Source organism: Nocardiopsis sp. NPDC006938 (assembly GCF_042869555.1).
Taxonomy (GTDB): Bacteria; Actinomycetota; Actinomycetes; order Streptosporangiales; family Streptosporangiaceae; genus Nocardiopsis.
This window is the reverse complement of record NZ_JBIAGA010000011.1, coordinates 124,577-150,939: the sequence shown is the minus strand read 5'-3', so window position 1 is coordinate 150,939 and position 26,363 is coordinate 124,577. Positions and strand designations below refer to the sequence as shown.

21 protein-coding genes are annotated in these 26,363 nt (G+C 70.8%); 18 read left to right on the top strand and 3 right to left on the bottom strand.

Going from position 1 to position 26,363, the window contains the following annotated elements; genetic code table 11:
* Positions 1-23 precede the first annotated feature (23 nt).
* The 4 genes from ACFYL4_RS17885 (at position 24) to ACFYL4_RS17870 (ending at position 5,989) form a co-directional block, all read left to right on the top strand.
* Positions 24-1,379 carry an LVIVD repeat-containing protein gene (locus tag ACFYL4_RS17885; protein WP_387519350.1) on the top strand — a complete coding sequence of 452 codons (1,356 nt, stop codon included), beginning with the start codon at positions 24-26 and terminating at the stop codon, positions 1,377-1,379.
* 187 nt (positions 1,380-1,566) lie between these two features.
* Positions 1,567-2,976, top strand: coding sequence for an LVIVD repeat-containing protein (locus tag ACFYL4_RS17880; RefSeq protein WP_387519348.1), 1,410 nt, complete (start codon positions 1,567-1,569; stop codon positions 2,974-2,976).
* Between the two features lie 139 nt (positions 2,977-3,115).
* The gene (locus tag ACFYL4_RS17875; RefSeq protein ID WP_387519347.1) at positions 3,116-4,534 is read left to right on the top strand and encodes an LVIVD repeat-containing protein; all 1,419 of its coding nucleotides are present in this window, start codon (positions 3,116-3,118) and stop codon (positions 4,532-4,534) included.
* Between the two features lie 90 nt (positions 4,535-4,624).
* Positions 4,625-5,989, top strand: coding sequence for an LVIVD repeat-containing protein (locus ACFYL4_RS17870; RefSeq protein WP_387519345.1), 1,365 nt, complete (start codon positions 4,625-4,627; stop codon positions 5,987-5,989).
* A gap of 41 nt (positions 5,990-6,030) precedes the next feature.
* Here ACFYL4_RS17870 and ACFYL4_RS17865 read toward each other — a convergent pair whose 3' ends face one another.
* The 3 genes from ACFYL4_RS17865 to ACFYL4_RS17855 all read right to left on the bottom strand — a co-directional run bounded on the left by ACFYL4_RS17865 (position 6,031) and on the right by ACFYL4_RS17855 (position 8,673).
* A complete protein-coding gene (locus tag ACFYL4_RS17865) occupies positions 6,031-6,318 on the bottom strand; it encodes a hypothetical protein (RefSeq protein ID WP_387519344.1) in 288 nt (95 codons plus the stop codon).
* Positions 6,319-6,414: 96 nt separating this feature from the next.
* On the bottom strand, positions 6,415-7,287 hold the full coding sequence (locus ACFYL4_RS17860; protein ID WP_387519342.1) for a hypothetical protein: 873 nt from the start codon (positions 7,285-7,287) through the stop codon (positions 6,415-6,417).
* Between the two features lie 117 nt (positions 7,288-7,404).
* Positions 7,405-8,673 carry a hypothetical protein gene (locus tag ACFYL4_RS17855; protein ID WP_387519340.1) on the bottom strand — a complete coding sequence of 423 codons (1,269 nt, stop codon included), beginning with the start codon at positions 8,671-8,673 and terminating at the stop codon, positions 7,405-7,407.
* A gap of 98 nt (positions 8,674-8,771) precedes the next feature.
* Between ACFYL4_RS17855 and ACFYL4_RS17850 the strand changes: the two genes are divergently transcribed.
* The 14 genes from ACFYL4_RS17850 (at position 8,772) to obgE (ending at position 26,351) form a co-directional block, all read left to right on the top strand.
* Complete coding sequence (locus tag ACFYL4_RS17850; RefSeq protein WP_357768993.1) at positions 8,772-10,121, top strand: folylpolyglutamate synthase/dihydrofolate synthase family protein; 1,350 nt, start codon at positions 8,772-8,774, stop codon at positions 10,119-10,121.
* Positions 10,122-10,172: 51 nt separating this feature from the next.
* Positions 10,173-10,541: a DUF4233 domain-containing protein gene (locus tag ACFYL4_RS17845; protein WP_387519338.1), complete on the top strand. Its 369-nt coding sequence runs from the start codon at positions 10,173-10,175 to the stop codon at positions 10,539-10,541.
* Between the two features lie 209 nt (positions 10,542-10,750).
* Positions 10,751-11,155: a nucleoside-diphosphate kinase gene (ndk, locus tag ACFYL4_RS17840; protein ID WP_357768997.1), complete on the top strand. Its 405-nt coding sequence runs from the start codon at positions 10,751-10,753 to the stop codon at positions 11,153-11,155.
* Between the two features lie 247 nt (positions 11,156-11,402).
* Positions 11,403-12,437, top strand: a complete 1,035-nt coding sequence (locus ACFYL4_RS17835) for a rod shape-determining protein (RefSeq protein WP_026129377.1) — start codon at positions 11,403-11,405, stop codon at positions 12,435-12,437.
* A 1-nt stretch (position 12,438) separates the two neighbouring features.
* Positions 12,439-13,338, top strand: coding sequence for a rod shape-determining protein MreC (mreC, locus tag ACFYL4_RS17830; protein ID WP_357768999.1), 900 nt, complete (start codon positions 12,439-12,441; stop codon positions 13,336-13,338).
* Positions 13,335-13,889, top strand: a complete 555-nt coding sequence (gene mreD, locus ACFYL4_RS17825; protein ID WP_357769001.1) for a rod shape-determining protein MreD — start codon at positions 13,335-13,337, stop codon at positions 13,887-13,889. Before mreC ends, mreD begins: the two co-directional genes overlap by 4 nt.
* 3 nt (positions 13,890-13,892) lie before the next feature.
* Positions 13,893-16,025 carry a penicillin-binding protein 2 gene (mrdA, locus tag ACFYL4_RS17820; protein WP_357769003.1) on the top strand — a complete coding sequence of 711 codons (2,133 nt, stop codon included), beginning with the start codon at positions 13,893-13,895 and terminating at the stop codon, positions 16,023-16,025.
* Positions 16,025-17,209 (top strand): rod shape-determining protein RodA, encoded by a 1,185-nt coding sequence (gene rodA, locus ACFYL4_RS17815; RefSeq protein WP_387519334.1) that lies wholly within the window; start codon positions 16,025-16,027, stop codon positions 17,207-17,209. The genes mrdA and rodA overlap by 1 nt, the downstream gene beginning before the upstream one ends.
* A gap of 152 nt (positions 17,210-17,361) precedes the next feature.
* On the top strand, positions 17,362-19,299 hold the full coding sequence (locus tag ACFYL4_RS17810) for a TIGR03960 family B12-binding radical SAM protein (protein ID WP_357769007.1): 1,938 nt from the start codon (positions 17,362-17,364) through the stop codon (positions 19,297-19,299).
* A gap of 617 nt (positions 19,300-19,916) precedes the next feature.
* Entirely contained in the window at positions 19,917-20,699 is a 783-nt protein-coding gene (locus ACFYL4_RS17805) for a TIGR03936 family radical SAM-associated protein (RefSeq protein WP_357769031.1), read from the top strand.
* A 160-nt stretch (positions 20,700-20,859) separates the two neighbouring features.
* On the top strand, positions 20,860-23,994 hold the full coding sequence (locus tag ACFYL4_RS17800) for an Rne/Rng family ribonuclease (protein WP_387519332.1): 3,135 nt from the start codon (positions 20,860-20,862) through the stop codon (positions 23,992-23,994).
* Between the two features lie 277 nt (positions 23,995-24,271).
* On the top strand, positions 24,272-24,583 hold the full coding sequence (gene rplU, locus ACFYL4_RS17795) for a 50S ribosomal protein L21 (protein ID WP_017545212.1): 312 nt from the start codon (positions 24,272-24,274) through the stop codon (positions 24,581-24,583).
* Between the two features lie 13 nt (positions 24,584-24,596).
* Complete coding sequence (gene rpmA / locus ACFYL4_RS17790) at positions 24,597-24,854, top strand: 50S ribosomal protein L27 (protein WP_357769011.1); 258 nt, start codon at positions 24,597-24,599, stop codon at positions 24,852-24,854.
* Between the two features lie 132 nt (positions 24,855-24,986).
* Entirely contained in the window at positions 24,987-26,351 is a 1,365-nt protein-coding gene (gene obgE, locus ACFYL4_RS17785) for a GTPase ObgE (RefSeq protein ID WP_387519330.1), read from the top strand.
* The last annotated feature ends 12 nt before the right edge of the window (positions 26,352-26,363 follow it).

The following is a 26,363-nucleotide window of genomic DNA, read 5'->3' as shown; positions in this document are numbered from 1 at the left end:
GTGGTTTTCGGGGGTGGGGGCGTATGGCTTCGGGAACGGGACGCAGACGTGGGGCCGTCGCGGCCGCCTCGGTGGTCGCGCTGGCCGGGCTCGCGGTTCCGAGCGCCGGCGCCGACGACGGGGTGACCACCAGCGGGGGAGTGGTGCACCTGGCGAACGTGCCCAAACCCGAGTCGATGGGGAGGTCGCCCAACTCCGACCTCGCCTTCACGGGCGACTACGCGATCGGGGGCAACTACAGCGGATTCGTCGTCTACGACATCTCCGAGCCCGCCGCCCCGAGGATCGTCGCCGAGGTGGTGTGCCCTGGCGGCCAGGGCGACGTCTCCGTCAGCGGCGACCTGCTGTACTTCTCCGTGGACTACCCCCGGGCCGGCGACGAGTGCGGCGCGCCCTCCGCCCCGGCCACGGACGCCGACGCGTTCGAGGGGCTGCGGATCTTCGACATCTCCGACAAGGCGAACCCCCAGTACGTCGCCGCCGTGCGCACCGACTGCGGTTCGCACACCAACACCCTGGTGCCCGGCGCGGACGGGCGCAGCGACGTGGTATACGTGTCCTCGTACTCGCCGTCGGAGGCCTTCCCGAACTGTCGGCCGCCGCACGACAAGATCACCGTGATCGAGGTGTCGCACGACGCTCCCGAGGACGCGGCCGTGGTCAGTGAGCCGGTGCTCTTCCCGGACGGCGGGCACGAGACCACCACCGGCTGCCACGACATCACCGCCTACCCGGCCCGGGGTCTGGCCGCCGCGGCCTGCCTGGGCGACGGCCTGCTGCTGGACATCACGGACCCGCTCCAGCCGGAGGTGGTGGAGCGCGTCCAGGACGAGAACTTCGCCTTCTGGCACTCGGCGACCTTCACCAACGACGCCCGGAACGTGGTCTTCACCGACGAGCTCGGCTCGGGTTCCTCGGCGACCTGCAACGAGCGGATCGGGCCGGAGCGCGGTGCCAACGCCGTCTACGCGCTGGACACGAGCGGGGAAAGCCCTGAACTGGAATTTCGGAGCTACTACAAATTGCCGCGGCACCAGTCCGATACGGAGAACTGTGTGGCGCACAACGGGTCGCTGATCCCCGTTCCCGGCCAGGACTTCTTCGTCCAGGCGTGGTACCAGGGCGGGGTGTCGGTCATCGACCTCAACGACCCGGACCGGCCCGTCGAGGTGGGCCACTTCGACCGGGGGCCCTTCCACCCGACGCAGCTGCGCACGGCCGGATCGTGGTCCGCCTACTACTACAACGGGCATGTCTACTCGTCCGACATGGAGCGCGGTTTCGACGTCCTCGCGCTCACCGACCCCCGGTTCGCCGGTGCCGAATCCGTGCGGCAGGACGAGTTCAACCCGCAGTCCCAGCCGGAGCTCCCCGACTGATCCGTCCCGGTGCGGCGGCCGCGCGCCGCCGCACCCGGAACGGGCCGTCCTCGACACGGTGCGTAGCGGGATCGGGTCGACTCGACACCGTGTAAACAACCATGTTTCTTTTGTTTCCCTCTATACATATTGATGTTGAACTGTGTACGTTCTTCCTGTTTCGCTCCATTAGGAACCAGGAGTACGCATGGCGTCGTCCCCCGCCCCCTCCCCGTCAAGACGCCCCCAGTACCGCCGCGGCACCATCGGCCTCGCTCTCGCCGGTGCCGCCGCCCTGACCCTGGGCCTCCTCGGCCCGGCGGCCGCCTCGGCGGACCGGATTCCCTTCGAGAGCGACGCCGAGACCAGCGCGAACGTCACCCATGTGGCCAACGTCCCGAAGTCCGAGGCCATGGGTGACTACAACACCGACCTCGCCTTCACGGGTGACTACGCCATCGGCGGCAACTACAACGGCTTCGTCGTCTACGACATCTCCCGGCCCGAGGAGCCCACGGTCGTCTCCGAGGTGCTCTGCCCCGGCGGCCAGGGCGACGTATCCGTCAGCGGCGACCTCGTCTACTTCTCCGTCGACTACCCCCGGGCCAGCGACGAGTGCGGCGCCCCGGCGGTCCCCACCAGCGACCCGGACGGTTTCGAGGGCATCCGCGTCTTCGACATCTCCGACAAGGCGAACCCCCAGTACGTCGCGGCCGTGCGCACCGACTGCGGTTCGCACACCAACACCCTGGTGCCCGGCAAGGACGGCGAGAGCGACTACGTCTACGTCTCCTCGTACTCGGCCTCCGCCAACTTCCCGAACTGCCAGCCGCCGCACGACAAGATCTCGGTGATCGAGATCCCCCTGGCCGACCCCTCCTCGGCCGCGGTGGTCAACGAGCCCGTGCTCTTCCCCGACGGCGGCAACCGCAACACCACCGGCTGCCACGACATCACCGCCTACCCCGAGCGCGACCTCGCGGCGGGTGCGTGCATGGGCGACGGCATCCTGATGGACATCTCCGACCCCGCCAACCCCGTGGTCACCGACGTCGTCCAGGACACCAACTTCGCCTTCTGGCACTCCGCCACGTTCACCAACGACGCGGGCACCGTGATCTTCACCGACGAGCTCGGCGGCGGTGGCGGCGCCATCTGCACCGAGGACTACGGGGTGGAGCGGGGAGCCAACGCCATCTACACCGTCGGCGGCACCACCGGGGCACCGGCGCTCGACTTCGAGAGCTACTACAAGATCCCGCGCGTGCAGAGCGCCACCGAGAACTGCGTGGCACACAACGGGTCGCTGATCCCCGTTCCCGGCCAGGACTTCTTCGTACAGTCCTGGTACCAGGGCGGCGTGTCGGTCATCGACTTCAACGACCCGGCCGACCCGCGCGAGATCGGGTACTTCGACCGGGCCCCGATCGACGAGGACAACCTGATCCTGGGCGGTTCGTGGTCCGCGTACTACTACAACGGCCACGTCTACTCCTCCGACATCACCCGGGGCCTCGACGTGATCCGGCTCGACGACCCGCGCCTGCGCTCCGCCGCGCGCGTCACCTACGACGAGTTCAACCCCCAGTCACAGCCGAGCTACCGACCCGGCCGCTGACGCGCGCCACGAACCTCTCCCGGTGGCTCCTCCTGGGGAGCCAGGGCAAACGGGAGAGAGAGCGGGGCCGTGGCCCGAAGGTCACGGCCCCGCCGCGTCCCGCCCCCCAGCCCCCGTCCCCCTACGATCTGGAGAAACCATGCCCGCAGCTCCCCCGTCACGGGCCGGTCGCGGCCTGCGCGGCGCGACGACCGTCGCGCTCGCCGCGGCGGCGACCCTGTTCGCCGGGCTCCTCGGCCCGGCGGCGGCATACGGCGACACCCCGCCCTCCGACAGCGTCACCAGCGACAACGTCGAACACCTCGCCAACGTCCCCAAGCCGGCGGCGGTCAGCAACACCAACTCGGACCTGGCGTTCACCGGCGACTACGTCATCGGCGGCAACTACGACGGCTTCGTGATCTACGACGTCTCCGAACCCGCCGACCCCAAGATCGTCTCCGAGGTGCTCTGCCCCGGCGGCCAGGGCGACATCTCCGTCAGCGGCGACCTGCTGTACTTCGCGGTCGACTACCCGCGCGCCAGCGACGAGTGCGGCGCCCCCGCGGTGCCCGTCACCGACCCGGACGGTTTCGAGGGCGTCCGGATCTTCGACATCTCCGACAAGGCCAACCCGCAGTACGTGTCGGCGGTGCGCACCGACTGCGGATCGCACACCCTCACCCTCGTGCCCAACGCCGACCCCGACACCGAACTGGTCTACGTCTCCTCCTACGCTCCCTCGGTCACCTTCCCGAACTGCCAGCCGCCGCACGACAAGATCGCCATCATCGAGGTCCCCCTGGACGACCCGGGTGCGGCCGCCATCGTCAACGAGCCGGTCCTGTTCCCGGACGGCGGCAACCACGACCAGCCCGGCCTGCTCCGGCCGACCGAGGGCTGCCACGACATCACCGTCTACCCGTCCAAGGACCTGGCCGCCGGGGCCTGCATGGGCGACGGCATCATCATGGACATCTCCGACCCGGTCAACCCGGTCGTGACCGAGGTCGTCCAGGACACCAACTTCGCGTTCTGGCACTCGGCCACCTTCACCAACAACGGTGACGCGGTGCTGTTCACCGACGAGCTCGGCGGCGGCGGTGCGGCCACCTGCACCGAGGAGATCGGCCCGGAGCGCGGCGCCAACGCCATCTACGCCCTGGACACGACCCCGGACGGCGGTCACAGCCTGGAGTTCGCGAGCTACTTCAAGATCGACCGCCACCAGGGCGACCAGCAGTCCTGCGTCGCCCACAACGGGTCGCTCATCCCAGTTCCGGGGAAGAACTACTTCGTGCAGTCCTGGTACCAGGGCGGCGTGTCGGTCATCGACTTCAACGACCTCAGCAACCCCCGTGAGATCGGCTACTTCGACCCCGACAACCGGATCGACCCGGACGTCGAGAACGGCAGCACCTGGTCCGCGTACTACTACAACGGCCACGTCTACTCCTCGGACATGCGCCGCGGCCTGGACGTCCTCAAGCTCACCGACCCGCGCCTGCGCGCGGCCGAGCGGGTGAGGTACGAGGAGTTCAACCCGCAGACCCAGCCGGTCTACCGTCCCGGACGGTAGCCGACCATGACGCACCGGGGTGCCGCGCGAGCCACGCGCGGCACCCCGCGCGCTGTTCCCACCCCCGCCCCCACCAGGAAAGGCAGACCCATGCGCACCTCCCCGCGCCGCGTCGCCGCAGTGGCGACGGCGGCCGCCGCCACCCTGTTCGCCGGGCTCCTCGGCCCGGCGGCGGCATACGCCGACACCCCGCCCTCCGACGCGATCTCCAGCGACAACGTCCAGCACGTGGCCAACGTCCCCAAGCCCGAGGCGGTCAGCAACACCAACTCGGACCTGGCGTTCACCGGCGACTACGCCATCGGCGGCAACTACGACGGCTTCGTGGTCTACGACATCTCCGAACCCGAGGACCCCAGGATCGTCTCCGAGGTGCTCTGCCCGGGCGGTCAGGGCGACGTCGCGGTCAGCGGCGACCTGCTGTACTTCGCGGTCGACTACCCGCGCGCCAACGACGAGTGCGGCGCCCCCGCGGTGCCCGTCACCGACCCGAACGGCTTCGAGGGCGTCCGGATCTTCGACATCTCCGACAAGGCCAACCCGCAGTACGTGTCGGCGGTGCGCACCGACTGCGGATCGCACACCCTGACCCTCGTCCCGGGCGACGCGGAGCGCGAGTACGTGTACGTGTCCTCGTACTCGCCCTCGGCCACCTTCCCGAACTGCCAGCCGCCCCACGACAAGATCGGCGTCATCGAGGTGCCGCTCGACGCCCCGGACGAGGCCGCCCTGGTCAACGAGCCGGTCCTGTTCCCCGACGGCGGCCACCGCACCACCTCCGGCTGCCACGACATCACGGTGTTCCCGTCCAAGGACCTGGCAGCGGGCGCCTGCATGGGTGACGGCGTCCTGATGGACATCTCCGACCCCGCCGCCCCCGTCGTCACCGAGGTGGTCCAGGACGAGAACTTCGCGTTCTGGCACTCGGCGACCTTCACCAACGACGCCCGCACGGTGCTGTTCACCGACGAGCTCGGCGGCGGCGGCGCGCCCACGTGCACCGAGGAGATCGGGCCGGAGCGCGGCGCCAACGCCATCTACACTCTCGACGGCGAAGGCGCCGACTCCTCGCTGGAGTTCGCGAGCTACTTCAAGATCGACCGCCACCAGGGCGACCAGGTGTGCGTGGCGCACAACGGTTCGCTGATCCCGGTCCCCGGCCAGGACTACTTCGTGCAGTCCTGGTACCAGGGCGGGATCTCCGTGATCGACTTCAACGACCCGGCCAACCCGCGCGAGATCGGCTACTTCGACGCCGACTCCCGGGTCGAGCCGGGCATCCAGGACAACGACACGTGGTCGACGTACTACTACAACGGCTACGTGTACTCGTCCGACATCGACCGGGGGCTGGACGTCCTCAAGCTCACCGACCCGCGCCTGCGCGCGGCCGAGCGCGTGAGGTACGAGGAGTTCAACCCGCAGACCCAGCCGGTCTACCGTCCCGGACGGTAGACCGGCGGTACGGGGCCGGGGAGGCTCTCCCCGGCCCCGCCTCAGTCGAAGAGGTCCTCGGGGCGGTCCACGGTGACCGCCGCGGGGACCCACTTCTCCAGGGTTCCCAGGTCGGTGCAGCGCCGGACGCGTTCACGAATCTCGTCCGAGACGGTGAACCCGCGCGCTTCCAGTACCGAGACGACACTGCGGGCGGCCTCCGCGGCACGGCCCTCCTCGAGCCCCGCCTCCCGGCCTTCCTCGAGCCCCGCCTCCCGGCCCTCTTCGCGGCCGATTCCGACGTACTTGCGGGCGAAGTCGCTCTGCCACTCGTAGGTCTCCACAGCCATCAAGCCCTCCAGCTCCTCACGGGCGGTCAGGTGAGCGAGCGACCTCAGAGGATCAGGGGCCGAGGCGCATCCCCCGGCCCCGTACCGTCGATCGCCTCAGTCGAAGAGGTCCTCGGGGCGGTCCACGGTGACCGCCGCGGGGACCCACTTCTCCAGGGTTCCCAGGTCGGTGCAGCGCCCGACGCGTTCACGAACCTCGTCCGAGACGGTGAACCCGCGCGCTTCCAGCACCGAGACGACACTGCGGGCGGCCTCCGCGGCACGGCCCTCTTCGAGCCCCTCTTCGCGGCCGATTCCAACGTACTTGCGGGCGAAGTCGCTCTGCCACTCGTAGGTCTCCACAGCCATCAAGCCCTCCAGCTCCTCACGGGCGGCCTCGTTGAGGCCGGACAGCACATAGTCATAGTAGAACGCCCGATGTCGCTCGGGCGTGGAATCCAGGGCCTCCACCACGGCACGCAGGGTGCGCGGATCGGTGTTCCCGTGCGCGTGGGCGGACAGGACGGACAGCTCGAGGAGTTCACGGGCCTGCTCGTCATGCGCGATCACCGGCATCCTGCTCGGGCCGACGGTCAGCGGAGCGAGGTCGAATCCGGGGTGCCCGGTGCGGATCGGGGCGGCGCACCAGCTCGCCAGGGCGTCCGTGGGACACAGGACCACCAGCAGGGTCGGGCACTCCAGCCGTGTGTGGAGGTTGACCAGGTAGGCGGGCCAGGTCAGACGTTTCTCCTTGTCGCGGCCGTTCTGGCGCTCGACCACCACCGCCATGACGTTCCGGGGCCCGTCACGCAGGACCACCGCGCCGTCGGCGTTGAGCTCCTTGGGATCGCAGTTGGTGAGTGCCATGTGGGTGTTGACCACCTCGGTGTGGCGGGGGATCTCGAAACCCAGCGCCCGTACCAGCACGGGTGCCAGCGCGGGTTGGTTCTGCACGAGCCGCAGGGGGATCTCGTGCTCTCGTGTGGGCATACGGCTCCTCGGAGTTGAGGGTCCGAAGCGCGTGACGAATCACGGCATGGGACGACCAGGGGTGACCAAGGGTGATTCTGGTGCCACGGCCGGATTCGTGCGGGAAGTTCGAGAGGGCTATGCGGTATGCGGGTCGAAGAGGCGGTCGGTGGGGGCGTCGAGGACCTCCGTCATACGGCCCGTGAAGTAGACCGTGCCCAGAGCCACGACCCGGCCTCCCAGTGCCGAGACGGTCGCCGGGGACAGGTCCTCGGCGCGGACCCGGCCCCAGTGGTCGGGCAGGGCGTGGTCGAAGCGCAGGTGCTCCTCGGGCAGGCGGACGGCGGTCACCGCCACCCCGCGCAGGGCCTCGACCGCTCCGGAGACGTCCTTGTGGTCGGGCAGGCACAACAGCACGTGGTCGACGCCGCCCCACAGGTCGCGGGCGTACGCCAGAGCGGCCGCCACCCCCACACGGTCGATCGCCGAGTCCACCACCACCTCGGTCGACGAACCCGGCACGGTGTGCCGCGACAGTCTGGCGGGCAGGCGCACCGAACCCAGCACCGCGTGGAGCCGTTCCCGGTCGGCCGGTGAACGCCCGAACAGTTCCAGGGCCCGGGCGGCCGCCGCTGTGCCCAGCACGCCGTTGGCGGCGGACAGGCCGCGCGGGCGCAGGCGCTCGGGCGGTTCCTCGGCGGTCGCCGGGTCCACGACCTCCGGTGACAGGCGCCCCCCGGTGACCTCGGAGAGCGTCCCGGCCACCACGGGCGCGGCCTCGGGGCCCTGGGGCAGGGTCACCAGCGCCCGGGTGCGATCGGGGTGCACCACCCGGGTCTTCTCGCGCGCGATCTCCGCCACCGTGTCGCCGAGCACCCCCACGTGCTCCGCGAAGACCATGCCCAGCGCCACCACGTCCGGGGTCAGCAGGCGCAGCTCGTCCCGGTACCCGCCCATGCCCGCCTCCAGGACGCAGACGTCCGCGCCCACCGCGCGGGCGTGCAGCAACCCGGCCACCAGGAACAATCCGCTCGGTGCCAGGTAGCCGCCGCTCTCCTCGGGGGAGGGCAGGGCGCGGCGCGCCGCCTCCACCGTCAGACCGAGGGAGCCGAGCTCGTCGTCGGAGACCGACGCCCCGTCCACCCGTACCCGCTCCCGGTACCCCCGGAAGCTCGGACCCGTCACCAGGACGGTCCGCAGACCCGCGGCGGACAGCGCGGCCGCGGCGTAGGTGGCGGTGCTCCCCTTGCCCTTGGACCCCACCACTCCGAGCACGGGAAGGGGAACCGGGTCCAGGTCCAGCACGGACAGGAGGGCGGACGCGCGGTCCGGGTCGCGGCGCTGTCCGGGGCGGCGCCCCGCCCACTCGGAGAAGAAGGGTGCGACGTTCGGGTCGAAGCTGGGCATGCCTCCCAGTATGGGCCGTGCCATGCCCGACCCCGCATCCGAGCCCAGGTGGGGCCGCGTAGACTGGCGCGGGTGTACACCCCGACCACCGAGACGCCGTGAGTGGCGCGGGCGCCCATGAGCGCTACGCCGAGGTCACCGCGGAGATTCTCTCCCGCGCTCCCGAATCCGACATCGACCCCACGCTGGACCGTGTCCGCACCGTCCTGGACCTGCTGGGCGACCCGCACCGCAACTTCCGCGTCGTCCACGTCACCGGGACCAACGGCAAGACGTCCACCGCCCGCATGATCGACGCGCTCGTGCGTGGCCGGGGCCTGCGGGTGGGCCGCTACACCAGCCCCCACCTGCGGACGGTGCGCGAACGCATCGTGGTCGACGGCGAGCCGATCTCGCAGGAGCGGTTCGTCGAGGCCTACGACGACATCCGGCCGTACGTGGAGATGGCCGACCAGATGAGCGACGTCCGCCTGTCGTTCTTCGAGATCCTCACCGTGATGGCCTACGCCGTGTTCGCCGACGCCCCCGTGGACGTCGCGGTGGTGGAGGTCGGCATGGGCGGCAGCTGGGACGCGACCAACGTCGTCGACGGCGACGTCGCCGTCATCACGCCGATCGGCATCGACCACACCGAGTACCTGCCCGACACCCTCGACGGCATCGCGGAGGAGAAGGCGGGCATCGTCAAGCCCGGCTCGGTCACCGTGATGGCGCAGCAGCCGCTGCCCGCCGCCGAGGTCGTGCTCCGACACGCCTCTGAGGTCGGTTCCACGGTGGCCCGTGAGGGCCTGGAGTTCGGTGTGGCCTCCCGTGAGGTCGCCGTGGGTGGTCAGCAGATCGCCGTCAAGGGCCTCACCGGCACCTACGAGAACCTGTTCCTGCCGTTGTTCGGCGAGCACCAGGCCAGCAACGCGGCGGTCGCCATCGCGGCGGTCGAGGCCTTCTCCGCCTCCGAGGACGCGGCGGGGCTCGACCCCGTCATCGTCGGCGAGGCCCTGGCGGGGATCGACTCCCCGGGCCGTATGGAGGTCGTGCGCACCAGTCCGACCGTGATCGCCGACGCCGCGCACAACCCGGCGGGCATGATCGCCACGGTGGCGGCGGTGGAGGAGGCCTTCTCCTTCTCCCGGCTGGTCGGCGTGGTCGCGATCATGGCCGACAAGGACGTCGAGGGTGTCCTCGAGCCCCTGGAACCACTGCTCGACGAGATCGTGGTCACCCGCAACTCCTCACCGCGTTCCCTCGACCCGGAGCAGCTGGCCGCCGTGGCGGCACAGGTCTTCGGCGAGGACCGCGTGCACCTGGCCGCCCGGCTCGACGACGCCATCGACCGGGCCGTGGGCCTGGCCGAGGAGGGCGGTGAGTTCGGCGGGGTCGGCGTGCTGGTCACCGGTTCGGTCGTCACCTCCGGCGACGCCGTCCACCTGCTGCGGGGTTCGGGCGAGTAGGGACCCACGGGGTTCCGGGGGCCGGTAATCCACTGACGAAGGGAGAACGCCGTGCGCACACTCTGCGCCGTAGTCCTCGTGTTCGAGGTCATCGTGATCGGTCTGGCGATTCCCATCGCCATCAATCTTGAGGGCGCCGACCCCGCCGTGGCGGGCGGGGTCTGGGGCGGCATGGCGCTGGCCGCCCTGGTGCTGTCCGGCCTCCAGAGGCACACCTGGGCGCACTACGCGGCGTGGGTGCTCCAGGCCGCGTTCCTGTTCAGCTCCTTCATGGTCACCGGTGCTCCGCTGGTCGCGATCGTGTTCGTGTCCCTGTGGGTGACGGGTGTGATCATGGGGCGCAGGGTCGACGCGCTGCGCGAGGCCCACGCGGAGCGCGCCGCCCGCGAGGAGGGCGCCGGTGTCGGCGGGGCGGTCTAGGGATCGGTCCTCCCACCGCGACCGGGGTGCAAACGCGATAGTGTGACGCACGTCCGGGCAGACGGGCGGACCCGCACGGCGGACCGTTCCCCCGCCTCGTCCCCGAGTCCCGGGCACACACCCGTTCACCCCACCGCGTGCGTACGCCGCCTCGGCCCCCGGGCCCGCGCGCGCCACGCGGGGGTCCCCAGTGAGGAGTTGAAACGCACGTGGAGCGCACTCTCGTTCTCATCAAGCCCGACGGTGTCCGCCGCAACATCGTCGGTGAGGTCATCTCGCGTATCGAGCGCAAGGGCCTGCACCTGGTCGCGATGGAGCTGCGCACGCTCGACGCCGACACCGCCCGGACGCACTACGAGGAGCACGCCTCGCGTCCGTTCTTCGACTCGCTGGTGGAGTTCATCACCGGCGGCCCGCTGGTCGCCATGGTGGTCGAGGGCGAGCGCGCCATCGAGGCCTTCCGCGCCCTGGCCGGTGCCACCGACCCGGTGACGGCCGCCCCCGGCACGATCCGCGGCGACTTCGCCCTGGAGGTGCAGAAGAACATCGTGCACGGGTCGGACTCCACCTACTCGGCCGAGCGCGAGATCAAGCTGTTCTTCCCCGGCCTCTAGGCCGGTGAGCCACGGGGGCGGCGCGGGACCGCGCGCCCTAGGCTGGGTGTCCCGGGTGCGTCCGCGCCCCGGGACACCTTTCTTTCCTCACCCTTGTCCGGCGACGAGGCAACAATTCGGTGTGTTTGCGTAACGGACTAAGTGCCGACCGTTACGATGCGGGGGACTGGATACCTAACGTGCTGGAACGACCACGTATGGTCGTGAGGCACGTCCCCGCCCGACACGGCGCCTCTGAGGACGTTACATGCCGAACAACCTTGCATTTCTCGGCCGGGACATGGCCGTAGACCTTGGTACCGCCAACACACTCGTGTACGTACGCGGACGCGGCATCGTCCTGAACGAGCCGTCGGTGGTCGCGCTCAACACCTCGACCGGCAAGATCGTGGCGGTCGGTATCGAGGCCAAGCAGATGATCGGCCGCACACCCACCAACATCACCGCGATCCGGCCCCTCAAGGACGGCGTCATCGCCGACTTCGAGGTCACCGAGCGCATGCTGCGGTACTTCATCCAGAAGATCCACCGCCGCCGCCACTTCGCCAAGCCCCGCATCATCGTCGCGGTCCCGAGCGGCATCACCTCGGTCGAACACCGCGCGGTCAAGGAAGCGGGCTACCAGGCCGGTGCGCGCCGCGTCTACATCATCGAGGAGCCCATGGCCGCGGCGATCGGCGCCGGGCTCCCCGTCCACGAGCCCACCGGCAACATGGTCGTCGACATCGGCGGCGGCACCACCGAGGTGGCCGTCATCTCCATGGGCGGCATCGTCACCTCCCAGTCCATCCGGGTGGGCGGCGACGAACTCGACCAGGCGATCATGACCTTCATCAAGAAGGAGTACTCCCTGATGATCGGGGAGCGCACCGCCGAGGAGCTCAAGCTGGCCATCGGCTCCGCCTACCCGACCGGGGCCGAGGAGCTGCACGCCGAGGTACGCGGCCGCGACCTCATCAGCGGCCTGCCCAAGACCATCGTGCTGTCCGAGTCCGACGTGCGCCAGGCCATCGAGGAACCGGTCACGGCGATCATCGACGCCGTCCGCACCAGCCTCGACAAGTGCCCGCCCGAGCTGTCCGGCGACATCATGGACCGGGGCGTGGCGGTCACCGGCGGCGGCGCCCTGCTACGCGGACTGGACGACCGCCTGCTGCACGAGACCGGGATGCCCATCCACGTCGCGGACAACGCCCTCGACTCGGTCGCGGTGGGTTCGGGCACCTGCGTGGAGAACTACGAACGCCTCCACCAGGTCCTCGTTCCGGAACGGCGGCGCTGACATGCTCCGCGACTCCTCGCGGTCCCGGCTGTGCCTCGCCCTGCTGGTCGCGGCCGCCGTGGTGCTGATGGTCCTGGACTCACGAGCCGGGAACAACCAGGTCCTGTCGATGGCCCGGGGCGGCGGCGAACTCGTCTTCTCCCCGGTCGCCGCCGGTGTCGGCCTGGTGGCCGGACCCGCCACGACGTTCTACGAGGGCGTGAGCCAGGGGCCCGAGGCGGCCGCCCGGATCTCCGAGCTGGAGGCCGCCAACGCCGAGCTGGAGGCCGAACTCCAGGCCGCGCGCGTCGACGACGACCGCGCCGAGCAGCTCGACGAGCTCCTGCACCTGTCCGGGCTGGGCGGCTACGAGGTCGTCCCGGCCCAGGCCGTCACCCGCACCACCGCCCAGGGCTACGCCCACACCATCACCATCGACGCGGGCACCGACTCCGGCATCCGCGCCGACATGACCGTCGTCAGCGGGGGAGGGCTGGTCGGGCGGGTGATCGAGGCCGGTCCCCGGCTCGCCACCGTCAAGCTCGTCACCGACGTCAACTCGACGGTCGGCGCGCGGCTGGAGCAGACCCGCAAGATCGGCGCGATCAGCGGCGGCAGCGTCCCGGGCGGACCCGAGGCGGACCTCACCCTGGAGCTGTTCGACATGGAGGCGCCCATCGACGAGGGCGACCGCGTGGTCACCCTCGGTTCGCACGACGGTGCGCCGTTCGTCCCGGGAGTGCCGATCGGCACCGTCGAGGAGGTGCACGTGGCGCCCGGCGCGCTGAGCCGTATCGCCCGGATCGTTCCGGCCGTGGACTTCGCGTCCCTGGACGTGGTGGGCGTGGTGGTCTCCGGTCCGGCCGAGGACCCGCGCGACTCCGTGCTCCCGGCCAAGCCCGACCCCAAGGAGGACAAGTGAAGGGCGCAGCGACCCTGCTCCTCGTGGCCGTCGCGGTGCTCGCCCAGGCCACCATCGTCAACCGCCTGCCCTTCGAGTGGGGGCCTGACCTCGTCCTCGCGGCCGTGGTCGGCGTCGCTCTGACCACCCGCCCCGCTGCGGCCGCCGGGTGCGGGTTCGCGGCCGGGCTGGCCATGGACCTGCTGCCGCCGGCCGAACACCCGTTGGGTCGCTACGCCCTCGTTCTGTGCGTGGCCGCCTACCTCGTCTCGCTGCTGCGCGCCAACACGGGGCTGGGCGGGGCGGCGGGCAGCGTGGTCGCGCCCCTGACCGCCCTGGTCGTCGCCGCCGTCGCGGCGGTGGGTACGGGCCTGGCCTACGCGGCCCTCGGCTACCTGGCGGGAGACGGCAACGTCACGCTCGGCGCGGTCGTCGCCCAGGTCGGGTTCGGCGCCCTGCTGACCGGCCTGTTCGCCGTGGTCGTCACACTGCCCGTGCTGTGGGTGCGCTTCGCGCTCTCCGAGAGCGACTTCGCCACCATCCAGGGACCCACGTCGCTGGGCGGGTGGTGACCGGTGCGCAAGCCACCCACCGATCCCGCGCTTCCCGGTCGCAAGCTCGGCTGGTTCGGTCTCTTCCTGGCCCAGTTCCTGGTCCTGGCCCTCTTCGCGGTCCTGGTCGCCCGGCTCTGGTACCTCCAGGTGCCCATGGCCGACCACTACCGCGAGCTCGCCGTGTCCAACCACCACCAGGAACTGGTCGTCCCGGCCACCCGGGGCCAGATCCTCGACTCCAGCGGCCGTGTCGTGGTCAGCAACAAGACCCAGCTCCTGGTCTCGGCCGACTACCACGAGCTCCAGCGGATGAAGGACGGCGGGGAGAGGGTCCTCAGCGACCTCTCCGGCATCCTCGACATTCCCTTGGAGGAGCTCCAGCAGCGGATGCGCCTGTGCGGGCCCGAGGTGCAGCGCCCCTGCTGGCCCGGATCGCCCTACCAGCCCGTCACCCTCGCCGAGGACGTCGAGGGAGCGCTGGCGCTCCAGATCATGGAACGCGCGGACGACTTCCCCGGGATCACCGCCCAGGCCCAGGCCGTGCGTGAGTACCCCTACGGTGCCCACGCGGGCCAGATGCTCGGCTACCTCCAGCCCGTCACACAGGAGGAGCTGGAGGCCCGGGAGGAGCTGCGCACCCAGTTCACCGGGATCGACATGGTGGGCCGGGACGGCCTGGAGGCCGTCTACGACAAGGAGCTGCGCGGCAACGCCGGACTGCGCACCCTGGGGGTGAACAACCACGGCGAGATCATGGACGTGATCTCCGACAGCCTGCCCGAGGCGGGCATGCACCTGGTCACGCACATGGACATGAACGTCCAGAAGGTCGCTGAGGAGGCCCTGGCCAGGGGTATGGAGGGCGCGCGGCCCAAGTACAAGGCCGACTCGGGCGCCGCCGTGGTCCTGGACGTCACCAACGGCGGGGTCGTGGCCATGGCCAGCATGCCCACCTACGACCCCACCATCTGGGACGGCGGTATCGACCAGGAGACCTTCGACGCCATGCTCAGCGAGGAGGCCGGTGAGCCGCTGCTCTCCCGCGCCGTCCAGGGCACCTACCCGCCCGGGTCCACCTTCAAGGTGTCGTCGCTCTCCGCCGCCGTCGAGAACGGGTACCAGCTGCGCAGCACCTACGCCTGCCCGGGTTCGGTGACCCTGGCCGGGCAGAGCTACGAGAACTACGCGGGCGCGGGCCAGGGCAGCATCACCCTGAAGCAGGCGATCATCGCCTCCTGCAACACCGTGTTCTACAACTTCGGCTACCAGATGTGGTCCAAGGACGGCGGGCTCCACCCGGACGGCGAACCCGAGGAGGCCATGGCGAACATGGCGCGCGGGTACGGGTTCGGCACGCCCACCGGTGTCGACCTGCCGTACGAGACGGGCGGCCGCATCCCGGACCGGGAGTGGAAGCGCACCTTCTGGGAGGAGACCCGGGAGGCCAACTGCGCCCGGGCCGAGTCCGGGTACCCGGACATCGCCGAGAGCGACCCGTCCCAGGCCGCCTACCTCAAGCAGCTCGCCTACGAGCACTGTGTGGAGGGCTTCGAGTGGCGGGCCAGCGAGGCGATCAACTTCGCGATCGGCCAGGGCGACGTCCTCGTCAGCCCGCTCCAGCTGGCCAGCGCCTACGCGTCCATCGCCAACGGCGGCACCCTGTACGAACCGCGCGTGGCCAAGGCCATGGTCGCCGCGGACGGTTCCCGGGTAGAGGAGATCGAGCCGGTGGTCAAGAACGAGGTGCCGGTCAGTGACGAGACCATCAAGTACCTCCAGGAGGCCCTGGCCGAGGTGACCACGTCCGGTACGGGCGGCGGCGCCTTCTCCAGCTTCCCGCAGGACCAGGTCGCCGTCGCGGGCAAGACGGGTAGCGCGGACGCGCAGGGCCGCCAGGTGTCGTCCTGGTTCGCCTCCTACGCGCCGGTCGACGACCCGCAGTACGCCGTCGTCGTCCTGGTGTCCCAGGGCGGTACCGGTGGTGAGACCGCCGCGCCGATCGCCCGTGAGATCTACGAGGGCCTCTACGGGTTCTCGTCCTCCGGGGACACCGAGGACGTGAAGCGGGGCGAACCGCTCCTGCCCGGCGGCAAGCCGCACACCGACCTTCCCGTCGTCCGTCCGGACGGTTCCATCGAGACGCTGGAGCCCTGATGATCACGAACATGGGCCGTCCGCCCCGGCGCCGACACGACCTGGGGCGGACGCTGAGCTCGGCGGCGGGCGGGGCCCGCCGCCTCGACTGGGTCCTGTTCGGCTCCGTACTGGCACTGGCCGGGATCGGCTCGCTGCTGGTGTGGTCGGCGACCCTTCCGGGGGACGGCGGCAACCCCCTGGACTCCGTCGACCAGCTCGTGCGCCACCTGGTGCACCTGGGCGTGGCGGCGGCGGTGTGCCTGCTGGTAGCCGCCGTGGACTACCGGACGACGCGCGCGTACGCGCCGATCGTCTACGCGGTCACGGTGGTCTCGCTGGTCCTGGTGCTCACCCCGCTGGGCGCGGTGATCAACGGTTCGCGCGGGTGGATCGTGATCGGCGGCTTCCAGTTCCAGCCCAGCGAGCTGGCCAAGGTCGGTCTGATCCTGGTGCTGGCCACACTGCTCGGTGAGCCCCGGGACGGCGAGACCCGGCCGATGACCCGGGATGTGCTCTACTGCCTGCTGGTGGTGGCGGTCCCGCTCGGGCTCGTGATGCTCCAGCCCGACCTGGGCACCAGCCTGGTCCTGTGCGCGATCTTCCTCGGCATGCTGTCGCTGTCGGGAGCTCCGGTGGTGTGGGTGGCCGGGATGCTCTCCACCGGGGCGCTCGGGGCGCTGGCCGTGTGGTGGTTCGACCTGTTGGAGCCCTACCAGGTGGACCGGATCGCCACCCTCATGGACCCGGCGGCCGACCCGCAGGGCGCGGGCTACAACTCGGCGCAGGCGTTGATCGCGGTGGGGTCGGGCGGTTTCGAGGGCACCGGGTTGTTCCAGGGGGAGCAGACCCACGGCCGGTTCGTCCCCGAGCAGCACACCGACTTCATCTTCACGGTGGCGGGGGAGGAGCTGGGGTTCGTCGGCGCCGCGGTCATCATCGCGCTGTTCGCCGTGGTCATCTGGCGGGTCCTGCGGATCGCCCGGGGGTGCGACCAGCCCTACCCGCGACTGCTGTGCGTGGGCGTGGCGACGTGGTTCGGGTTGCAGTCCTTCATCAACATCGGTATGGGGCTGGGCATCCTGCCGGTCACCGGTCTGCCGCTGCCCTTCGTCTCCTACGGCGGTACGGCGATCGTCGCGAACATGTTCGCCCTCGGTCTGGTGCTGAGCGTCAACTCGCGCGACCGCGGCTTCGAGTTCTGACCGCCGGGCACCGCCCGTCGCCCGGCGGTCCGGCGCGTGCCCCGGACGGTGCCCCCACCCGGGGCACGCGGACACCGTCGCCGGGCCGGGCGAGGGGGCTAACCTGGGGAGATCAAGCCAGACACGATGTCCGCCGATCGAAGGCCCACACCATGTCCGTCGACAGCCTCTTCCCGCGCCTCGAAGCCCTGCTTCCCCAGGTGAGCAAGCCGATCCAGTACGTGGGCGGTGAGCTCAACTCGGTGGTCAAGCCCTGGGAGTCCGCGCGGGTGCGCTGGGCGCTGATGTACCCGGACGCCTACGAGGTGGGCGTGCCCAACCAGGGCGTGCAGATCCTGTACGAGGTCCTCAACGAGCGCGAGGACGTCCTGGCCGAGCGCGCGTACGCGGTCTGGCCGGACATGGAACGGCTGATGCGCGAGCACGGGGTCCCGCACTTCACGGTGGACTCCCACCGGCCGATCCGCGCCTTCGACGTGCTCGGGATGAGTTTCTCCAGCGAGATGGGCTACACCAACATGCTCACCGCGCTGGACCTGGCGGGGATCGCGCGCCGGTCCGCGGACCGCACGGACGAGGACCCGGTGGTGCTGGCCGGGGGCCACTCGGCGTTCAACCCCGAGCCCATCGCCGACTTCCTGGACGCCGTGGTGCTGGGTGACGGCGAGGAGATCACGCTCGCCATCACGGAGATCATCCGCGAGTTCAAGGACGAGGGCTCGCCCGGGGGCCGCGACGGGCTCCTGCTGCGCCTGGCCGCCACCGGCGGCGTGTACGTGCCGCGCTTCTACGACGTGTCCTACCACGACGACGGACGGATCGCCGGGTACGCGCCCAACCGCCCCGGGGTGCCGGACACCGTACAGAAGCACACCGTCATGGACCTCGACCAGTGGCCGTACCCGAAGCGGCCCATCGTCCCCACGGCGGAGTCCGTGCACGAGCGGTACAGCGTGGAGATCTTCCGGGGGTGCACGCGCGGCTGCCGGTTCTGCCAGGCCGGGATGATCACCCGTCCGGTGCGCGAACGCAACCAGGAGACCGTCCAGAGGATGGTGGAGGAGGGCGTGCGGGCCTCCGGCTTCCAGGAGGTCGGCCTGCTCTCGCTCTCCAGCGCGGACCACAGTGAGATCGGCGATATCGCCAAGAACCTGGCCGACCACTACGAGGGCACCAACACCGGCCTGTCCCTGCCCTCCACCCGCGTGGACGCCTTCAACATCGACCTGGCCAACGAGCTCACCCGCAACGGGCGCCGCTCCGGGCTGACGTTCGCCCCCGAGGGCGGCAGCGAGCGCATGCGGCGGGTCATCAACAAGATGGTCACCGAGGAGGACCTCGTCCGCACCGTCACCGCCGCCTACGCGGCCGGGTGGCGCCAGGTGAAGCTGTACTTCATGTGCGGGCTGCCCACCGAGGAGGACGAGGACGTCCTGGCCATCGCCGACCTGGCCGCCGAGGTGATCCGGGTCGGGCGCGAGGTCACCGGCCGCAAGGACATCCGGTGCACGGTCTCGATCGGTGGGTTCGTGCCCAAGCCGCAGACGCCGTTCCAGTGGGCCGCCCAGACCTCCCACCAGGAGGTGGACGCCCGGCTGCGCAAGCTCCGCGACCGGCTCCGCGGCGACCGCCGGTACGGGAAGTCCATCGGGTTGCGCTACCACGAGGGGCGCCCGTCGATCATGGAGGGCCTGCTCTCCCGGGGCGACCGCAGGGTCGGCCGGGTCGTGGAGGAGGTGTGGCGGGCGGGCGGCCGGTTCGACGGCTGGAGCGAACACTTCTCCTACGACCGCTGGATGGGGGCGGCGCGGACCGGTCTGGCCGGAACCGGCGTGGACGTGGACTGGTTCACCACCCGCGAGCGCGACGAGGACGAGGTCCTGCCCTGGGACCACCTGGACGCCGGGCTGGACCGTTCGTGGCTCTGGCAGGACTGGCAGGACTCCCTGCACGGCGAGGAGTCCCTGGAGATCGACGACTGCCGCTGGAACCCCTGCTACGACTGCGGTGTGTGCCCCACGATGGGCACGGAGATCCAGATCAACGACCAGGCCGGGGGGCGCCCCATGCTGCCGCTGAGCGTGCTCTGAGACGAAGGAACGGGGCCGGTCCCGCCGGGGGTGGGACCGGCCCCTCGCGTGGGGTGCGGGGCCCGTGCGCACGGAGGCAGAACCGGGACAACCGGGGCGATCGGTGTGCACCGGGGGGAAAGGGAGTAGGATTCGCGCTCCGGGCGCTCTCCGCCGTGTGGCTCGACCCCGTCGTGCCGATGGCACCGGGGGAGTGTCCGGGAAGGAAGGTGTACGGCCCGGCGCCCCGCTCGCGCCGGGCCGTACGTGAAGTAAGACTCGCGGGGGGTCCCGGGGGTTGCCACGGTTGCGGGATTTCTTTGGATTTTTTTTCCGGACCCCTGTGTTCTCGTGGTGAACGCCGGTTCGGAAGTTCGCTCGGACCCGGTCGGGACTTTTCGATCGGGGGCGGTCGGGGGAGGTACCGGTATGCGTGTCCCGTTGGCGCGTGCGCACTTCGGCGCACCGTACGCTGAACAGGACGAGGAACAGCCCCTGAGGGCCGCCGCGGGCGGCCCGGTTCCAAGGGGGCACTGAGGAAAGGAGTTGAGCTGCCCCCCGCACACGAGGGCACCACCTCACCCTCCACCGCCAACCCCGGTCAGAGGTTGCGCGTGCGCTACGCCAAGCGCGGCCGCATGCGCTTCGCCAGCCACCGGGACATCGCCCGGGCACTGGAGAGAGCCCTGCGCAGGGCCTCGGTACCCGTGGCCTTCTCCGCTGGCTTCTCACCGCACCCCAAGGTCTCCTACACCGGCGCGGCCCCGACCGGGGTCGCCAGCGAGGCGGAGTACCTTGAGCTCACCCTGGCCGAGGCCCGCCGTCCCGACCAGGTCAGGACCGCGATCGACGCGGCGATGCCCGAGGGGATCGACGTGGTCGAGGTCGTCGAGGCCCGGACTCCGGGCCTGGCCGAACGGCTGGAGGCCTCCGAGTGGCGCGTGGAGATGGCGGACGTCGACCCCGACGACGCCGCCAAGGCGGTGGCCACCTACCTGGCCGCCGAGAGCGTCGAGGTGGAACGGATGACGAAGAAGGGCCGGCGCCGCTTCGACACCCGCCCGGCCGTCCTCGACATCGACGTATGTCGCGCATCCCACGGGCGCGTCCCTGGGGACCGACACGCGACATATGCCATACTTCGAATGGTCATACGGCACACGACACCTGCTGTACGACCAGACGACGTGCTGACCGGCCTCCGCCATCTGGCCGACCTCGCGCCGCCGTCATCACCGACGATGACCAGGCTGGCGCAGGGGCCACTGGACGAGGCGACAGGTGTGATCGCTGATCCGTTCGACGCGGACCGACCCGAAGCTGCCGCGACAGGGAGCACCGGGGCCGCGCACGACCAGACGAACGATCGACGCACCCGCTCACCACGGACGTCACCGCCCATGGCGGGTCCTTCGACATGAAGGGCCCCGAAGCGGGGAAACATGGGCGAACCACAGGACTTTGCCCCGACGGCACACCTGGTGCCGTCGGCGCTGACACAGCGACGACAGCTCTCGCGAGCCGCCCCGCCGACCGATGAGGTCGAGGTGCGCCCGAGCGCTTTGACGGGAGACCGCCCGGATGCTCGACAACGAGCCCAACAACGGTGCCGAAGGCGCCGCGGGTACAACTGAAACAACCAAGAACACGGCGGCGGCGCCCCCGGAGGGGGACGGCGCGGTGCGGGTGACCACTCCCGCTCCGGCCAAGGGCGCTCGCCGCGCTGCGGGACCACCCCCCGAACCCGACGACGTCTTCTCCGCTCCCACCACGCCGGTCACCAAGCTGGCGGGCACCGGTGAGGTCGGCACCGTGAACACCTCGGTGACCGCCTCCGCCACGCGCAGGCGTACCGTGCGCGCCGCGGGCAGGCCCAACGACGCCCCCGTGGCCGCACCGCAGCGCCGGGGCCGTGGCCGCGCGACCGCGGAGGCGGCGCCGGAGAGCAGCGGGGCCGCCGACGCTCCGGTCGAGGCCGGGAGCGACACCGGCACCGGGGAGGCCGGGGAGAACGGTCGCGGCCGTGCGCGCGGCCGGAGCCGCACCCGCTCCGCCCGGTCCGGGGCCCCCGCCCCGGAGACCGTCGACCAGCCCGCGGAGGAGGCCGAGGAGAACGTCGCCGACACCGGCGGCACCGTCTTCCAGCCGCCCGGCGGGATGCTCTTCCAGCCCCCCGTCGCCAGCGCTCCCGCCCGGACCCGCCCCAAGGCAGAACCGGTCGTCGAGGTCGACGAGGACGAGGACGACACCGAGGACGCGACCGCCGAGGCCCCCGCCGAGGAGACCGGTACCGACGAGCGTCCCAGCCGCCGGCGTCGTCGCCGGGGCGGACGCGGACGCGGACGCTCGCGGGGCGGCGAGGACGCCGACACCGACGACGCCCGCGGCGACTCCGCCGGACCCGAGGACACCGCCGACCGGGGCGCTGACGACCGCTCCGCCGCCGACGAGGACGGCGCGGAGGACGAGTCCGGGGACGACGCGGCCGAGGGTGAGCGCGGTGGCAGCCGTCGCCGCCGTCGCCGTCGCCGCCGTTCGGGCTCCGGCGGCGAGGGCACCCACGACGACCCGCCCAACACCGTGGTCAAGGTGCGCGAGCCGCGTCAGGAACGGCCGATCGAGAACGAGGTCCAGGCGGTTCGGGGCTCCACCCGTCTGGAGGCCAAGAAGCAGCGCCGCCGCGAGGGGCGCGAGCAGGGCCGGCGCCGCGCGCCGATCGTCACCGAGTCGGAGTTCCTGGCCCGCCGCGAGGCGGTCAAGCGCGACCTGGTCGTGCGCCGGACCGGCGACCGCACCCAGATCGCCGTCCTCGAGGACGACATCCTGGTCGAGCACTACGTGGACCGGGCCACGCACCGCTCCTACGTGGGCAACGTGTACCTGGGCCGGGTCCAGAACGTCCTGCCGTCGATGGAGGCCGCCTTCGTCGACATCGGCAAGGGCCGCAACGCCGTGCTGTACGCGGGCGAGGTCAACTGGGACTCCTTCGGCCTGGACGGCCAGCCCAAGCGCATCGAGTCGGTGCTCAAGTCCGGCCAGTCGGTCCTGGTGCAGGTCACCAAGGACCCGGTCGGCCACAAGGGCGCCCGCCTGACCAGCCAGATCAGCCTGCCCGGCCGCTACCTGGTGTACGTGCCCGGCGGGTCGATGACCGGCATCAGCCGCAAGCTCCCGGACAAGGAGCGCGCGCGCCTGAAGACCATCCTCAAGAAGGTGATGCCCTCCGGCGCCGGCGTGATCGTGCGCACCGCCGCCGAGGGTGCCAGCGAGGAGGAGCTGGAGCGCGACATCACGCGTCTGGCCAAGCAGTGGGACTCGATCAAGCGCAAGTCCAAGTCGGCCAACGCCCCGTCCCTGCTCAACAGCGAGCCGGACCTGACGGTGCGCGTGGTGCGCGACGTCTTCAACGAGGACTTCTCCAGCCTGGTCGTCTCCGGGGAGGAGGCCTGGACCACCGTCCACGAGTACGTGGACTACGTGGCGCCCAACCTCTCCGAGCGGCTCTCGCACTGGGGAGAGGACCGCGACGTCTTCTCCGCCTACCGGATCGACGAGCAGATCAACAAGGCGCTGGAGCGCAAGGTCTGGCTGCCCAGCGGCGGCTCGCTGATCATCGACCGCACCGAGGCCATGACCGTGGTCGACGTCAACACCGGCAAGTTCACCGGTCAGGGCGGCAACCTCGAAGAGACGGTCACCAAGAACAACCTGGAGGCGGCCGAGGAGATCGTCCGCCAGCTGCGCCTGCGCGACATCGGCGGCATCATCGTCATCGACTTCATCGACATGGTGCTGGAGTCCAACCGCGACCTGGTGCTGCGCCGCATGCTGGAGTGCCTCTCCCGGGACCGGACCAAGCACCAGGTGGCCGAGGTCACCTCGCTGGGTCTGGTGCAGATGACCCGCAAGCGGGTCGGCCAGGGGCTGCTCGAGGCCTTCTCGCACACCTGCGACCACTGCAACGGCCGTGGCCTCCTGCTCTCCAGCGACCCGGTGGAGAACAAGGGCGGCGGCGGTGGCGGCACCGGCGGGCGCAAGAAGAAGAAGGGCAAGGGCGAGGCCGACGCCTCCGGCGACAAGGACGCCTCCGCCAAGGCCGACCGCCAGGACGGCGACGACCGGCCCGTGAGCGCCGAGGACACCGCCGACCAGCCCGTCGAGCAGACGGAGGGGTCCGGCGGGGCCGAGAAGCCGGAGAAGTCCGAGAAGCCCGCCAAGAGGAGCCGTGGCCGCAGGGCCGCGGAGCCGGCGTCCGCCGAGGCCGACCAGCCCGAGCCCGTCGCGGTCGAGGAGGCCGCGCCGGAGTCCGAGCGGGTCCCCGAGGCCGAGCAGGCCGCACCAGCGAAGAAGACGCGTAAGCGCTCCTCCCGCGCGAAGAAGGCCGCGGAGCCCGCCCAGGCCCCGGAGGGTGCCGCCCAGGAGGCGGAGCCCGCCCAGGAGGCCGCTGAGGCCCCCGCCGCCGAGGAGGCCCCGGCCAAGAAGACCCGTCGGCGCACCACCACCCGCAAGGCGGCCCCGACCGACAGCGGTGAGGGTGAGCGGACGAAGGCGAACGGTGCCGAGCAGGGCTCGGACACCGACGCCACCGAGACACCCGCCTCCGCGGACGGTGACGCCGACGGCGCCACCGAACGGCCCAAGCGCCGCCGTACGCGGCGGACCAAGGCGGCGGCGACCTCGCAGACCAGTGAGAGCACCGCGGTCGACGTGGGCTGACCAGCGGTCCAGGCGGGAAGACAGCCTGGCCCGGAACCGGTCACGACCGGTTCCGGGCCAGGGCACGTGTGCGGGCCTGTGTCGGGTCGGTGGTAATCTGATGGACGGTGCGTCGGCGCGCCCCAAATGTTCGCGCGCCCCGAGACCGCAGTGCTCTCCACCAAGGGGTTTGTTTCCCTCAGATCCCCGCGCCCCGCTACAGGCGATTCGTGGATCGTGGCATCACGGTCATGAGTGAGCGCATTATTCGTTGAGCGAGCAGGAAGAGAGTTACCCGGTGTACGCGATCGTGCGAGCGGGCGGCCGACAGGAGAAGGTGTCTGTCGATGACGTCCTGAACATCGACAGGGTCTCCGACGAGACCGGCGCCACCCTGACGTGGCAGCCCATCCTTGTGGTCGACGGTGACAACGTCATCAGCGAGGCCGACAAGCTGAGCGGCTACACGGTCACCGCCGAGGTCCTCGGCGAGACCAAGGGCCCCAAGATCAACATCCTGAAGTACAAGAACAAGACCGGTTACAAGAAGCGCCAGGGACACCGCCAGAAGCACACCCAGGTGCGCGTCACCGGCATCGCGGCGAAGTAGGAGGCCTGGAGACATGGCAAGCAAGAAGGGCGCTTCTTCCAGCAAGAACGGTCGTGATTCGAACGCCAAGCGCCTCGGCGTGAAGCGCTTCGGCGGTCAGACCGTCTCTGCCGGCGAGATCCTCATCCGTCAGCGCGGCACCAGGTTCCACCCCGGTGCCAACGTGGGCCGCGGCGGCGACGACACGCTGTTCGCCCTGGTCGACGGTGAGGTCAAGTTCGGTAACTTCCGCGGCCGCAAGGCCGTGAACATCGTCCCTGCCGCGGTCTAGGCCGCGCCGGAACGGCGATTCTTCGGGGCGGGCCAGGGAACACTGGCCCGCCCTTCGCGTTGTCACTGGTGACACGCGTGGAGTACCGGTTCCCTCCGGGTGGTGGGGACCGCATGAGTAACGGGGAGAGTTATGCCTGACTTCGTCGACGAGGCGGTCTTGCACGTCAAGGCCGGGAACGGCGGGCATGGCTGTGCCTCCGTGCACCGTGAGAAGTTCAAGCCGCTGGGCGGACCGGACGGCGGCAACGGCGGTCAGGGCGGCGACGTCGTCCTGGAGGTCGACACCCAGAGCGCGACCCTGCTGGACTACCAGCGCCGCCCGCACCGCGACGCCCAGAACGGCACCCCCGGCCAGGGCGGCCACCGGGCCGGGGCCAAGGGCCAGGACCTGGTCCTGACCGTCCCCGACGGCACGGTGGTCACCCGGATGAACGGCGAGGTCCTCGCCGACCTGGTCGGCCACGGCACCCGCCTGGTCCTGGCCCAGGGCGGCAGCGGCGGCCTGGGCAACGCCGCGCTGGCCTCCAAGAAGCGCAAGGCCCCCGGCTTCGCCCTCAAGGGCGAGGAGGGCGAGGCCTTCGACGTCCGCCTGGAGATGAAGACCATCGCCGACGTCGGCCTGGTGGGCTTCCCCAGCGCCGGGAAGTCGTCGCTGATCGCGGCGATGTCGGCGGCCCGGCCCAAGATCGCCGACTACCCGTTCACCACCCTCGTCCCCAACCTGGGCGTGGTCGAGGCGGGCTCCACCCAGTACGTCATCGCCGACGTGCCCGGACTGATTCCCGGCGCGAGCGCGGGCAAGGGCCTGGGCCTGGAGTTCCTGCGCCACATCGAGCGCTGCTCCACCCTGCTGCACGTGCTGGACTGCGCCACCTACGAGCCGGGCCGCGACCCGGTGAGCGATCTGGACGCCCTGGAGGCGGAGCTGTCCGCGTACGGCGAGCAGGCCGGGGTGGACCTGTCCGACCGTCCGCGCATCGTCGCCCTGAACAAGGTCGACGTGCCCGAGGCCCGCGACCTCGCCGACATGGTCACCCCCATGCTGGAGGAGCGCGGCTACCGGGTGATGGAGGTCTCGGCCGCCTCCCGCGAGGGGCTCCGGGAACTCTCCTTCGCGCTGGGCGAGCAGGTGGCGCAGGCCCGCCGGAGCGCCCCGGTCGAGGAGCCCACCCGCATCGTCCTGCGCCCCAAGATGATCGGTGACGTCCCGTTCGAGGTCGTGCCGCTCGGGAACAACTCCTTCCAGGTGCGCGGCGACAAGCCCGCCCGGTGGGTGCGCCAGACCGACTTCTCCAACGACGAGGCCGTCGGCTACCTGGCCGAGCGCCTCAACCGCCTCGGTATCGAGGACGCGCTGGCCAAGGCCGGGGCCGTCCAGGGAGCCGAGGTGCAGATCGGCACCGACGAGGACGCCGTGGTCTTCGACTGGGACAACTCGCTGGACGCCGAGGCCGTCCCGTCCGGCCCGCGCGGGTCCGACGCCCGGCTGGGCTGAACCGCGCGGGGA